Source organism: Clostridium sardiniense, from assembly GCF_016907995.1.
Lineage (GTDB): Bacteria > Bacillota > Clostridia > Clostridiales > Clostridiaceae > Clostridium > Clostridium sardiniense.
Genome location: NZ_JAFBDA010000042.1, coordinates 1 through 14,139 on the forward strand (window position 1 = coordinate 1; position 14,139 = coordinate 14,139).

Consider the following 14,139-nt stretch of genomic DNA (forward strand, 5'->3'; position numbering starts at 1 on the left):
CTCATAAAACTTACTTTAATAAAAAGAATTGCTGGTTGTTTAAATGTTTTATATATTCTGTTCAATTTTCAAAGACCATTTTATCTCGTCGCCCTCAAGCGACTCACTTATCTTACCACCTCTGAAAAACTTTGTCAACATTTTTTTCAATAAGTTATTTTAACTTAATTTGATTTAAAATATTGCCTTGCTTCCGTGGAAGCTGTTTCGCATCAGCGACGAGATTTATAATAACATATATACAGATATTGATTCGACATATTATTACTAATATGTCTATTTATTTTTATATAATTCTTTTTTTCTTCTTTATTCTTTAATTTCCTACTTAAGATACGCCTGGTACTGTATTAGATGTAATTATTATATATTCTTATTAAATTGTATAATACAAAACCATAAATTTCTATCTATTATAATATATTCGATAATATATTATCCTTATATAATAAAAAATATCCTTATACTAAAATTTTATTCAATTTTAGTATAAGAATATTTTTATAATTTAATCTGTTATCTATTGTTATATATAAAATCTATCACTTATTCCATTATCTAATACATATTTAGCATGCTCTTTTGCTAAATTTAGTGAATGTAATGATGCTGATCCACACTGTAATTCATTAGCAGCTGGAATTTCATCTTGCAATAACACTTTTTGTAATGAATATTCCAATGCTTCGATAACCTCTTTAACATCCAAATCTCCAAAGCTTATTAAATAAAATCCTGTTTTGCATCCCATTGGTGATATGTCAATAATATTATCAATTCTTTCTCTCATAAATCCAGCTAAAAAGTGTTCTAATGTATGCATTCCTTTGTCTGATAAGATTTCTTTATTCGGCTGAACAAATCTTAAATCAAATTTAGATACTATATCACCCTTTACCCCTGATTTCACTCCTGCTTTTCTAACATAAGGCGCTTTAACCTTTGTGTGATCTAATTCAAAACTTTCTACCTTAATCATTGTAATTACTTCCTTTCTAATATATGTTTATTGTAATTTGCATAATATAGTTTTCTAATTTATATTCTACATTTATAGTAAATCTGTACTAAAGTATCTGTCCCCTCTATCTGGCAATATGACAACTACATTTCCACTATCTATTTTTTCTATAAATTTTAGTGCAGCAGAAAGAGCAGCTCCTGATGATGATCCGACTATAATCCCTTCTTTTTTTGCTAATAGTCTTGCAGCATTAAAAGCCTCTTCATCATCTACCTTAATAATTTCATCAACTAAATTCATATCCATTGTTTGAGGAATAAAGTTATTTCCTATACCTTCTATTTTGTAACATCCTTCTTTTCCACCACCTATTATAGAGCCTATAGGATCTGCTAATATTCCTTTTATTTCATCTATACTTTCTTTTAAATATCTTAAAGCACCTGAAAATGTTCCTCCGCTTCCAGCTCCAGCAACTAAATAATCTATCTCTCCATCCAAATCCTCATAAATCTCTTTTCCTGTTGTTTCATAATGAGCGTGTGGATTTGATTCGTTGTTAAATTGATTTAACGATATAGAATTTGGAATCTCTTTTAACAGTGAGTTAGCTATATTTATAGCACCTTCCATACCATCTTCTTTTGGCGTATTAATTATTATAGCTCCAAGAGATTTCATTAATTTCTGTTTTTCTATCGAAAACTTTTCTGGTACAACGAACATTACTTTATATCCCTTATTCAATGCTGCCAGTGCTACTCCAATACCTGTGTTTCCAGCAGTAGCTTCTATGATAGTAGATCCCGGTTTAAGTATTCCTTCCATCTCAGCTTTTTCTATCATATATACTCCCACTCTATCTTTGCAGCTGCCTCCTGGATTAAACCCTTCAATCTTAACAAATACATTTACACCATTTTTGATTCCTAAGTTATTTAATTTTAATAATGGTGTATTTCCAATTAATTCTCTTATGTCATTATAGTAATTCATCTTTTTCACCTGCTTTTAATAAAGCTTGCTCTATATCCTTTAATATATCTTCCTTATCCTCTATACCAACTGAAACTCTAATTAATTTTTCTGTTATTCCTATACGCTCTCTAAGTTCTTCTGGAAGTGCTGCATGTGTCATTGATGCAGGGTGGCATATTAGTGATTCAACTCCACCTAAACTTTCTCCAAATGTTATAAGCTCTAAGCTATTTACAAACTTTTTATGGTCAATATCATCATTTAATACAAATGATATTACTCCACCAAATCCAGAGGCTTGTCTTTTTTGTATCTCATGGCCTTCATGACTTTCTAGTCCTGTATAATAAACCTTTTTAATTCTTTTATTTTCTAATAACTTATTTGCTATAAACATCGCATTCTTTTCATGTCTTTCCATTCTTACTGAAAGTGTTTTAATTCCTCTTATTAATAAGAAGCTATCAAAAGGTTGAAGTATTCCACCTGTTGCATTTTGAATAAAATGCAATCTTTCACCAAGTAAGTCATCATTTACAACAACCAATCCAGCAACTAAATCACTATGTCCACCTAAATATTTTGTTCCTGAATGTATTATTATATCAGCTCCTAAATCTAATGGGTTCTGAAAATATGGACTCATGAAAGTATTATCTACAATAGTTAATAAACCATTTTTCTTAGCCTTATCTGAAACCATTTTAATATCTACTACGTCTAATAACGGATTTGTTGGTGTTTCAATGTATATTACTTTTACATCTTTATCAATTTTATCTTCAAAATTTTCAAAGTCATCTACTATCTCATATCTTATGCCGAAGTTAGAAAATACTTTATCTAAAACTCTAAATGTACCACCATACAAATTATTAGTTATGAGTATTTTATCTCCACTTTTAAGTAAGCTTAGTATTGCAGTAATTGCAGCAAGTCCAGATGCAAATGCAAATCCTCTTTTTCCACCTTCTATATCAGCAATTAATTTTTCAAGTGCTTCCCTTGTTGGATTGCCAGTTCTTGAATATTCATAACCACTATTTTCCCCAAAGCTTTTTTGCTTATATGTTGATGTCTGATAAATTGGTATATTTACTGCTCCTGTATTTTCATCAATACTTATTCCACCATGTATTAATAACGAATCTTTTTTCACCTTTATCACTCCTTAATTATTTTGTTGCTTTTGCTATAAAAATTTTAGGTTCAATCACTTCTCCTTCTGATGATTCACCTCTAGCAATTAATCCAGTACTCTTAACATCTATATTTATAAATCCTGCTTCTTTATACCAAGCCTCTAATTGATCATGCTTAAATCCCAACCATACATCGTACATTTCTTTAGATGCCCATTCCCCTGAATGCTTTTCAACATCTGTTATAACTAATTGCCCATCTTTCTTTAGTACTCTATTCATTTCCTTTATTGCTACATCTGGATTTGTAACATGATGTAATGCCATATTCATAAATATAATATCCACAGAATTATCAAAAAGAGGTAAATCTTCTAGACTTCCTTTTATGGGATATATATTGTTTAAATTTTTATCTTTTGCTGATTTATGTAACTCTTTAAGCATATTCTTTGATGAATCTATAGGAAAAACTAAATTTGCCTCTTCTCCTACTCTTAAACTTATGAATCCTGTGCCTGCCCCTAAATCTGCAATTACTTTTTCCTTAATATCTACAGAATTAACTGCAATCTCCCTTAATTCATCTTTGAAATAGTCCACTCTGATTTTATTCCAGTCTTTTGCAATAGAATTGAAGTAGTTTATTGAATTCATGATAAAACCTCCTAATTATTTTTAAATATAAAAAAACCTCGTCTCTAATACATTAGAGACGAGGTATACTCGCGGTTCCACTCTAGTTTAGATATAAAAAATATATCTACTCTCAAAATTCCAGCACTAACATGCCTAATCACTATAACGGGTGATCCCGGAGAACTCTACTATTAATTCGAATTTCTGCTCCAAAGTGCACTTCACATTTCTTCTAAATAGAAAGCTCTCAGCAATGCTTCCCTCTCTGTGATTCTCCAAAATGTTACTTTACTTTTTCAACGCATTTATTATAACCTAGTAATTCTATATGAATACTTCTTGTATTTGAATTATAGTACAATGTTTTTTAAAAAGCAACCCTTTTTTAAACGTTATTTCTTTTCATCATAACAATGGGCCAATTTTTAGAGCCAATATATCTTTCATCTTTTTCTACCCTTATCTTTTTATCTGCAATTACATTTTCAAGTTCACATCCATTTCCTATAATAGCGTTTTGTAATATTATAGAATTCTTTATTTTTACATCTTTCCCTATATGGACACGTCTTGCTATAATACTATTTTTAACCTCTCCTTCAATATAGCACCCATTAGCTACAATAGAGTTTTTAACATTACTACAAACTGTATATTGAGTTGGTCCTTCATCTTTAGGTTTTGTATATATAGGTCTTTCTTTGCAGAACAATTCTCTACTAACATCTGCATCTAAAAAGTCCATATTACAATCATAATAAGCTTTTAAAGAATTTATACAGCTTAAGTATCCTTTAAATTCATAAGTTCCTACATTCAATCTCTCTAAATTAGAATGTATAAATTGCTTTATTTTTCTATACATTCCACTTCTAATTGATTCATGAACAATATCTACGAATAATTCTGTTCTCATGAAATACATTTCCATGCTTATATTAGCATTATTTGCCCTACCAATATTTTCTCCAACACTAACTACTCTTTCATTTTCTATATTTAATACATCACAATCTATACACTCTAAATTTGCATTATTTATATTTTTATATACCATTGTGACATCATTTCCTGATTTTTTATGTTGTTTTAATAACTCATTAAAATTAATATTACACACCATATATGATGGAGCTAAAAGTACGTATTTTCTTTTACTATATTTAACGAATTCAATATTATCTGCAAAATTATGAACATCATCATATGATGGGTCTTCATCTCCAAAATTAAATACCTTTAACCCATCTTTTTTTCTATGAAGATCCCACGGCCTTCCATTAGTTAAATGATCCATTAAAGATCTCGATCTATTTTTCGCAAAAATACCAATGCACTCTATTCCGGAGTTAGTCATATTAGATAAAACAAAATCTATAACCCTGTACCTAGCTGCTATGGGTACTGATGCTAAAGGTCTTTTTCTAACCAATTCTCCCATCCTAGTCTCATTTTCATCTAAATTTATTATTCCTAAGCAATTATTCATATGCACTCACCCTTTCCTCCTTTAAGCCATCTTTTTAGCTTCAATTGTACTGCCTGGACTTATCTCTTCCTTTGAAGCAACAACTGCAATCTCATCACCACTACCTACTTGTGATTCTTTATTTACAACGACATCACTTCCTATTATGGCCTTATTTATACTTACATTATCTCCTATATACGAATTAGGCATAATTACAGAATCCTTTATTACAGTATCTCTTCCAACGTAAACTCCTTGGAATAATACAGAATTTTCTACCTTACCATACACAGTACATCCCTCAACAATAACTGAGTTCTTAACCTCTGCTTCTTCACCTACATATTGTGCTGGACTTACTGGATTTACAGAGTATATTTTCCAATCTTCATCAAATAAATTTAATTCATTTTCAGTTTTTAATAAATCCATATTTGCCTCCCATAGACTTTCTATAGTTCCAACATCTTTCCAATAACCATCAAACGGATATGCAACTAGTCTACGCCCATCTTCTATCATATTAGGTATAATATTTTTGCCAAAATCATTACTTGAAGTTATATCCATCTCATCATTTATTAGATGCCTCTTTAAAACCTTCCAATTAAATATATATATTCCCATTGATGCATTTGTGCTTTTTGGTACCTTCGGTTTTTCATCAAATTCATATATTGATAAATCCTCTCTAGTGTTCATTATTCCAAATCTACTTGCTTCCTTAAGTGATACATCAATAACTGCAATTGTCGCATCTGCTTCTTTTTCTTTATGAAATTCTAACATTTCATTATAATCCATCTTATATATGTGATCTCCTGATAAGACAAGTACATATTCAGGATCATAGCTATCTATATATTCTATGTTTTGATATATTGCATTTGCAGTTCCCTTATACCACATACCGCCTTTTTCTTCTTGATAAGGAGGTAATATACTAACTCCGCCCTCTCTTCTATCTAGATCCCAAGGATCTCCTATTCCAATATGTGAATTAAGCTCTAATGGCCTATATTGAGTTAAAACTCCAACTGTATAAATACCTGAATTTGAACAATTGCTTAAAGGAAAATCTATTATTCTATATTTTCCTCCAAATGGCACTGCTGGCTTAGCTAAATTCTTAGTTAATACTCCTAATCTCGAACCTTGTCCACCAGCTAAAATCATAGCTACTATCTCTTTTTTACCCATAACACTCTCTCCCCCTCATATGTTTTTCACAATTATATAAATTAAATATCTAACTAAATTTAAATTAATTAAAATTCAAGGCACTTATATAAACATATGACCGAGTATTTGAATTTATACATAATTTATTTTATGAAATCTTTTGTACAACATAAAAAGTCCAAAAATAATATTACTATTATTTTTGGACTATATAACTATATTAAATTAGTTATAAATTCTTATATAATAATTCTGCCCCCCATATACCATTTGCATATTGAAGTATTGTTCTATCTGATGAGAATATTCCAGAGTGCGCTATATTAACTCCACACATTCTTTGCCAATTATTCATATCCCTATATAACTTATCTACTCTATCTTGAGCTTTTATATAAGAATCAAAATCTTTTAAAACAAAGAATTGATCGTTGTAGGGTATTAAATTTTCATATATTTCTCTGAATCTCTCTCTATCAAAATGATATTTACCATTTATTAAATCATCTATTGAAGATTGAATTCTCGGATCATTCTTATATATATCAAATGATGAATATCCTCCATTTTTATAATAATTTAGAACCTCATTTGAATTTAGCCCAAATATTATTATATTATCGTCCCCAACCTCATCTCTTATTTCAATATTTGCTCCATCTAATGTAGCTATAGTAACAGCCCCATTCATCATAAACTTCATATTAGATGTACCTGATGCTTCTTTAGTAGTTGTGGATATTTGCTCACTTAAATCTGTAGCTCTTATTATCTCTTCTGCAAGGGAAACATTATAATTATCTAAGAAAACAACCTTCATCTTATCATTAACCCTAGGGTCATTATTTATCTTTTGAGCAACTCTATTTATAAGTTCTATTGTCTTCTTTGCTAGATGATATGCAGGTGCTGCCTTCCCCCCAAATATAAAAGTTCTCGGCACGATATCTAACCCAGGATTTTCTAATAGTTTATTATATAAATCCATTATTCTTAAACAATTTAATATTTGCCTTTTATATGCATGTATCCTCTTAATCTGAACATCAAATATAGAATTTGGATCTACCTTAATACCATTTTTCTCATATATAGTTTCAGCAAGATTCTCTTTATTTTCTTTCTTTATATTATAGAGTTCTCTTTGAATACTTTCATCATTTACTTTCTTCTCAAAAGCTTCTAAATCTATAGGATGTTTTATAAACCCTTCGCCTATAGTATCTACTAATAATTTTGTTAGTCTTGGATTAGTCTTTAAAAGCCACCTTCTATGAGTTATTCCATTTGTTTTATTATTAAATTTATTTGGATAATAGTAATAAAAATCACTCATTTCTTGTTTTTTAAGGATTTCTGTATGAAGCTTTGCAACTCCATTTACACTATGACTACCTACTATAGCTAAATTAGCCATTCTAACTTGCCCATCAGCTATTATTGCCATACGTGATATTTTATCCCACTGACCTGTATAGCTATTCCAAAGATCTGCACAAAATCTTTCATTAATTTCTTCAACAATCATATATATTCTTGGAAGTAATGACTTAAACATGTCTAAAGGCCACTTTTCTAAAGCCTCTGCAAGTATTGTATGATTTGTATATGATACTGTATTTGTTGTTATTCTCCATGCTTCTTCCCAAGCAAGCCCCTCTTCATCTAATAATATTCTCATAATTTCAGGTATTGCAAGAGTTGGGTGCGTATCATTTATATGAATAGCTATCTTTTCATCTAAACTCCTAATATCCCCGCCATGTCTTTTATAACGTCTTATTATGCACTGAACGCCAGCTGAGACAAAGAAATATTGTTGCTTTAACCTTAGCATTTTCCCCTCATATTGAGAGTCATCTGGGTAAAGAACTTGTGATATCGCCTCAACAGAATTCTTATATTCTAATGCTTTTAGAAATTCTCCTCTACTAAATGATGAAAAATCAAATTCATTATTTACTGTTTCAGCACTCCATAATCTCAATGTATTTATAGTATTATTCTCATATCCAACAACTGGAGTATCATAGGGCACTGCAAGTACTGGCTCATAATTTACATGAGTAAATTTCATTTTTCCATTTATCTCTTCTTCTATTATATTTCCACCAAACTTAACAATCTCTCTTTTATCATTTTTCCTCTTTTCCCATACGTTCCCATCTCTAAGCCAATTATCTGATACTTCAACTTGTACTCCATCTATAATTTTTTGTTCAAAGAATCCATATTTATATCGTATTCCACAACCATGCCCTGCTATATTTAAAGATGCCATAGAATCTAAGAAACATGCTGCAAGTCTTCCAAGCCCTCCATTTCCAAGTCCTTGGTCATGTTCTAAATTTTCTAATTCCTCTAAACTAATACTTAAATCCTCTAATGCTTCCTTACATACATCTCTTATACCTAGATTAAGTAGCGCATCTCCTAGAAGTCTTCCCAGTAAAAATTCCATTGAAAAGTAATACACTTGCTTTTCGCCAGTATTACTATACCTCTTATTAGTCTTCATCCAGTTTTCTGCAACATAATCCCTAACCAAACTACCTAAAGCTTCATATTTTTTATAGTTACTTCCATCTGAAAGCTCCTCTCCATGAATTTCTAGATACTTCTTTTTATAGGCTCTTTTAAAGGACCTTTTGTCAATGGTTAGCATATCTATCCCCTCCCCCTGGATTTTATAACGACTTATCCTACAATTAATTCCTTATACATTTCATTATAATCATTAGCTGATTTCTCTAAACTATTATCTGAATCTAAAGCTTGCATAACTATAGAATTCCACTTATCTTTATCTCTAAATATATCTAATGCATATTCAGTAACACTTAATAACTCATTAGCATTGTAATTTCTAAAACTAAAGCCATTTCCTAATCCACTATATTGATTATATGGGAAAATGGTGTCTTTTAGACCTCCTGTTTCTCTAACTATAGGAACAGTACCATATCTAAGTGCTATAAGTTGCCCAAGCCCACATGGTTCAAATAATGAAGGCATCAAAAACATATCTGATGCTGCATAGATTTTATGAGCTAATCCATTATCAAATTTAATATTTGCAGATACCTTATCCCTATATCTATCAGCTAAACCTCTAAAATGATTTTCATAATGATAATCACCAGTTCCCAATATAACTAGCTGAATATCATGCTGTAATAATTTATCTGCAATATCAACTACTAAATCAAGTCCTTTTTGATTAGTAAGCCTAGTAACCATAGAAATCATAGCCGCATTTTCATTTACAGGAAGACATAACTCCTTCTGTAATTCTTTTTTATTTACAGCTTTACCTTCTAGAGAGTTCTTGCTAAAATTTTCATATATTAATTTATCTTCTTCTGGATTAAATTCTTTATAATCTATTCCATTTAATATTCCATTTAGCGCATATTCCCTCTCTCTTAATATTGAATCAAGTCTTTCACCATATTCCTGAGTTTTAATTTCATCAACATATGAGTAACTAACTGTAGAAATTCTATCTGAATAAAGTACTCCACCTTTCATGAAACTAACCCCACCATCAAAAGCAAGACTACCATTATAATATGGTTCTAAATCATACCCAAAAAGATCTGGTAATATCTCCTTTGGGAATACTCCTTGGAATTTAATATTATGAATTGAAAATACTGATTTTATATTAAAATAAAATAAATCTTTTGCATATTCTACTTTAAGAAGTACTGGTATCATTCCAGTATGCCAATCATTACAATGTATTATATCTGGTTGAAAATCAACTAGTTTTAAAAAAGTTAGAACAGCTCTATTAAAGAAAGCAAACCTCTCTCCATCATCATAATATCCATAAAGACCATCTCGTCCAAAGTAATATTCATTATCTAATAGGTAATATTTGACTCCATCCTCCTCATACTCAAATACACCACAATATTGTGTTCTCCACCCAACTGGCACCATAAACCATTTAAGGAATCTTAGTTCTTTTTTTAGATTCTCGTTTATCTTCTTATACTTAGGTATTACAACTCTTGCATCTACATCTGATTTTATTAAAGATTTAGGTAATGACCCTAATACATCACCTAGCCCTCCTGTTTTTATAAATGGATTTGCTTCAGATCCAACAAATAAAACTTTCATCTAATTCTCCCCCTCAAATTTTCTCTTTAATACCACAGTTGCCATTGGCGGTACTTTTATCTTTATACTATTTTCAAAATTATGAGATTCCTCATCTTCTGAAAATAATTTATCCTCAATAATTTGCCCTGATCCCCCATATTTTTTATGATCAGTATTTAAAATCTCTTCATATACACCCTTGTATGGAACTCCAAGTTTATAGTCATAATATACAACTGGTGTAAAATTAGATACAAAAATCAACGTATCTTCTTTCCTCCTGCCTCTTCTTATAAATGAAATTATACTTTGATTATTATTATTTTCATCTATCCATTTAAACCCTTCTGGGTCATAATCCAATTCCCAAAGTGCTTTATTATCTTTGTATATATGATTCAAGTCTTTAAAAAATACTTGAATACTTTTATGCATAGGATATTTATCAATTAATTCCCATTGAAGTGACTCATATTCCTTCCACTCATTAAATTGCCCGAACTCATTCCCCATAAACATAAGTTTCTTTCCAGGATGCCCAATCATGTATGAATAAAATAATCTAAGTCCTGCAAACTTTGTCCAATAATCACCCCACATTTTATCTATCAATGATTTTTTATTATAAATAACTTCATTATGTGAAATAGGAAGTATAAAATTTTCTGAGTAATTGTACATCATAGAAGAAGTTAAATCAGCATGATGATATTTTCTACATATGGGATCTAATTTTATATATTCTAATATGTGACTCGTCCATCTAATATTCCATTTAAAACTGAATCCTAAACCTCCATTTCCTATAGAACTACAAACATTAGGCAAAGAATCTTTAGCTTCCTCTACGATCATCATTACATTTGGAAATTCGTTATGTATAATCTCATTCAAATCTTTAACAAATTGAATTCCCTCTAAATTTCCATTTCTTCCATAAATATTCGGCACCCATTCCCATTTCCCTCTTTTATAATCTAAATAAATCATATTTGAGACTGAATCAATCCTTAATCCATCAATATGATATTCTCTAAACCAATAAAGAGCATTTGAAATTAAAAAGTTTCTGACCTCAGGCCTTCCAAGATCAAAATTAATGGTTCCAAGCTGTCTATTTTCAGCTTTCCATACTTCTTCATATTCATAAGTTGGAGTTCCATCAAATTTATAAAGTCCTTGTTCATCCTTGCAAAAGTGACTTGGTACCCAATCTAAAATAATTCCGATACCTCTTTTATGAAGCTCATTAATAAGTTCCTTAAATCCTTCTAGATCTCCATACCTACTAGTTACTGAGTAAAACCCAATTCCTTCATACCCCAATGAGGAATCTAATGGATGCTCAACTAATGGCATAATCTCTACATGTGTATATCCCATATCTTCTAAATATTTAGGTAGTATTTTACTCAATTCTTTATATGTTAAAAACTCATCGTCCCTTCTTTTCCATGAACCAAGATGAATTTCATATATATTTACTGCACTCTCATATATATTTTTATTATTTTTAGACCTTATAAAATCACTATCTGTCCAATTAAATTCTTTTCCTTTATATACTATAGATGCATTATTAGGTCTCACCTCTGAAAATATTGAATATGGATCCATTTTATAATGAATTTCCCCTCTTCTATCTTCTATTGCATATTTATACTTAGATCCTAAATTAATTCCATATACAAATATGCTCCAAATACCTTCATTAGTAATTTTAATCATCTTATAATTTTCATCTACTGAAAATCCATTAAAATCACCTATAACATAAACATTTTTTGCTTTAGGAGCCCATACTGTGAATCTAACGCCTGGCTGTCCATCGTTTTCGATAAATTTACTTCCTAACATATCATATGAATAAAAATTTTTTCCTTGATGAAATAGATAAGTATTGAAGTCCGTAATATCATGCTTATTTCCATTTTCTTTATTGACATCTTTTTCTCTTATAATCTTCATATTACATAATCCCCCATCTATTTTATGTCATCCACATACTTTTACTGAATCACTAAATAATTTAAGCTCCTATTATTACTATTCAATAAATATAAAATTTATTAATAAAAATGTATTATTCATTAAAATAAAGTATATAATTATCAATTTAACTTTAATAAAAAAGAAGCCTAGGGTATTACCCTAGGCTTCTTTAAATTTATTGTTTAACATACAACTTCTATTCTACTATCTATATCTTTATCATTATTCTTATCTATTAATTTTATAATTATAAAGTGAACTATCATAGCAACTAAAATTGCAACAACTAAATCACAAGTCACAGTTAGTATAAAAGTTGTTAATAACTCAATAGCATCAAATTTATTATTGTGGATAATTTTTATACATTCTCTCCACTCACTCATATTATAAGATACAACTGCAAGTATTGCTGCTAATGCAACAAGTGGTATGTATTGTATAAGAGGCATAAATACTATCATTATTAATAATAAAGTTATGGCATGTATTATTCCTGCTATAGGAGTTCTTCCACCATTTTTTATATTAGCTGCAGTTCTAGCGATTGCACCAGTTGCTGGTATTCCACCAAATAATGATGATGCAATATTTGCTATACCTTGTCCTATTAATTCAGTATTTGAGTTATGTTTTTTATCTATCATTCCATCAGCAACAACCGCTGATAATAATGATTCTATAGCAGCTAAAAATGCTATAGTAAGGGATGGCATAAATAAAACCTTTAGTTTATCTATTGTAAGTGCTGGAAGCTCTGGCTTTGGAATAGTTGATGAAATTTGTCCAAAAGCTGATCCTATTGTCTCAACATTTAAACTTAATCCAGAAACTATTAAAGTTGATACTATTAATGCTATAAGGGATCCCGGTATTGTCTTATTAACCTTTGGGAATAAGATTATTGTGGCAATACATAGTATACCAATTAATAATGTAATAAAATGCATTTTATTAAAATGTGATATATAAACATTCCATTTTGGGATGAATTCAGAAGGTACTTTATCTATACTTAATCCAAATAAATCTTTTATTTGAGTAGATAATAAAGTAATAGCTATACCTAAAGTGAATCCTAAAGTAATACTCTTTGGAATATATTTTATTAAATTCCCAAGTCTAAATATTCCAAACAGTATTAAAATTATACCTGCCATTAATGTGGAAATTATAAGTCCTTCAAGTCCATACTTTTCTATAATTCCATAAACTATAACTACAAAAGCTCCTGTAGGACCTCCAATTTGTACTCTACTTCCACCAAATAGTGATATGAAAAATCCTGCTATTATGGCTGTTATTAATCCCTTCTCTGGTGTTACTCCAGATGATATACCAAGTGCAATAGAAAGTGGTAATGCAATAATTGCAACAATAATTCCTGCTACAACATCTTTAAAAATTTGTTCTTTTGTTAATTCTTTTTTTCTGTGTTTTAATATTGAGAAAAACTTTGGTTTTTTCATCAGTAAAAAAAATCCCTCTTTTCATATAAATTTTTTGTAAATTAAGTGTACACATGAAAAAAAGAGATAGTAATTACTATCTCTTTTAGTTCACACCTGGCAACGTCCTACTCTCCCACACAGTCTCCCGTGCAGTACCATTGGCGCTATAGAGCTTAACTTTCCTGTTCGGAATGGGAAGGAGTGTTT

Annotated in this window: 9 protein-coding genes, 1 rRNA gene, 1 pseudogene and 1 other annotated feature; all 11 genes and pseudogenes read right to left on the reverse strand. The window is 29.9% G+C overall.

What is annotated here, in order from left to right:
- Nucleotides 1-526: 526 nt before the first annotated feature.
- Nucleotides 527-979 carry an S-ribosylhomocysteine lyase gene (locus JOC62_RS18695; RefSeq protein WP_204596784.1) on the reverse strand — a complete coding sequence of 151 codons (453 nt, stop codon included), beginning with the start codon at nt 977-979 and terminating at the stop codon, nt 527-529.
- A 72-nt stretch (nt 980-1,051) separates the two neighbouring features.
- The gene (locus JOC62_RS18700) at nt 1,052-1,960 is read right to left on the reverse strand and encodes a PLP-dependent cysteine synthase family protein (protein WP_204596785.1); all 909 of its coding nucleotides are present in this window, start codon (nt 1,958-1,960) and stop codon (nt 1,052-1,054) included.
- Nucleotides 1,947-3,101 carry an aminotransferase class I/II-fold pyridoxal phosphate-dependent enzyme gene (locus tag JOC62_RS18705; protein ID WP_204596786.1) on the reverse strand — a complete coding sequence of 385 codons (1,155 nt, stop codon included), beginning with the start codon at nt 3,099-3,101 and terminating at the stop codon, nt 1,947-1,949. The genes JOC62_RS18700 and JOC62_RS18705 overlap by 14 nt, the downstream gene beginning before the upstream one ends.
- A gap of 16 nt (nt 3,102-3,117) precedes the next feature.
- Nucleotides 3,118-3,741, reverse strand: a complete 624-nt coding sequence (locus JOC62_RS18710; protein WP_204596787.1) for a class I SAM-dependent methyltransferase — start codon at nt 3,739-3,741, stop codon at nt 3,118-3,120.
- A 51-nt stretch (nt 3,742-3,792) separates the two neighbouring features.
- Nucleotides 3,793-4,032: a binding site (T-box leader), on the reverse strand.
- A 76-nt stretch (nt 4,033-4,108) separates the two neighbouring features.
- The gene (gene glgD, locus JOC62_RS18715; RefSeq protein WP_204596788.1) at nt 4,109-5,212 is read right to left on the reverse strand and encodes a glucose-1-phosphate adenylyltransferase subunit GlgD; all 1,104 of its coding nucleotides are present in this window, start codon (nt 5,210-5,212) and stop codon (nt 4,109-4,111) included.
- 21 nt (nt 5,213-5,233) lie between these two features.
- On the reverse strand, nt 5,234-6,394 hold the full coding sequence (locus JOC62_RS18720; RefSeq protein ID WP_204596789.1) for a glucose-1-phosphate adenylyltransferase: 1,161 nt from the start codon (nt 6,392-6,394) through the stop codon (nt 5,234-5,236).
- Nucleotides 6,395-6,605: 211 nt separating this feature from the next.
- Complete coding sequence (locus JOC62_RS18725; protein ID WP_204596790.1) at nt 6,606-9,041, reverse strand: glycogen/starch/alpha-glucan phosphorylase; 2,436 nt, start codon at nt 9,039-9,041, stop codon at nt 6,606-6,608.
- 32 nt (nt 9,042-9,073) lie between these two features.
- On the reverse strand, nt 9,074-10,507 hold the full coding sequence (glgA, locus tag JOC62_RS18730; RefSeq protein WP_204596791.1) for a glycogen synthase GlgA: 1,434 nt from the start codon (nt 10,505-10,507) through the stop codon (nt 9,074-9,076).
- Nucleotides 10,508-12,457, reverse strand: coding sequence for a 1,4-alpha-glucan branching protein GlgB (gene glgB / locus JOC62_RS18735; RefSeq protein WP_204596792.1), 1,950 nt, complete (start codon nt 12,455-12,457; stop codon nt 10,508-10,510).
- Nucleotides 12,458-12,738: 281 nt separating this feature from the next.
- Nucleotides 12,739-13,950 (reverse strand): annotated as a pseudogene (locus tag JOC62_RS18740) (SulP family inorganic anion transporter); the annotation flags it as partial.
- A 94-nt stretch (nt 13,951-14,044) separates the two neighbouring features.
- Nucleotides 14,045-14,139, reverse strand: a 5S ribosomal RNA gene (gene rrf / locus JOC62_RS18745); the annotation flags it as partial.

What these genes read in the sequence shown, in the direction of transcription:
- JOC62_RS18700 (WP_204596785.1), bottom strand. Translation starts at nt 1,960, where the DNA reads ATGAATTACTATAATGACATAAGAGAATTAATTGGAAATACACCATTA.
- glgB (WP_204596792.1), bottom strand. Translation starts at nt 12,457, where the DNA reads ATGAAGATTATAAGAGAAAAAGATGTCAATAAAGAAAATGGAAATAAG.
- glgA (WP_204596791.1), bottom strand. Translation starts at nt 10,507, where the DNA reads ATGAAAGTTTTATTTGTTGGATCTGAAGCAAATCCATTTATAAAAACA.
- JOC62_RS18720 (WP_204596789.1), bottom strand. Translation starts at nt 6,394, where the DNA reads ATGGGTAAAAAAGAGATAGTAGCTATGATTTTAGCTGGTGGACAAGGT.
- JOC62_RS18725 (WP_204596790.1), bottom strand. Translation starts at nt 9,041, where the DNA reads ATGCTAACCATTGACAAAAGGTCCTTTAAAAGAGCCTATAAAAAGAAG.
- JOC62_RS18710 (WP_204596787.1), bottom strand. Translation starts at nt 3,741, where the DNA reads ATGAATTCAATAAACTACTTCAATTCTATTGCAAAAGACTGGAATAAA.
- JOC62_RS18695 (WP_204596784.1), bottom strand. Translation starts at nt 979, where the DNA reads ATGATTAAGGTAGAAAGTTTTGAATTAGATCACACAAAGGTTAAAGCG.
- glgD (WP_204596788.1), bottom strand. Translation starts at nt 5,212, where the DNA reads ATGAATAATTGCTTAGGAATAATAAATTTAGATGAAAATGAGACTAGG.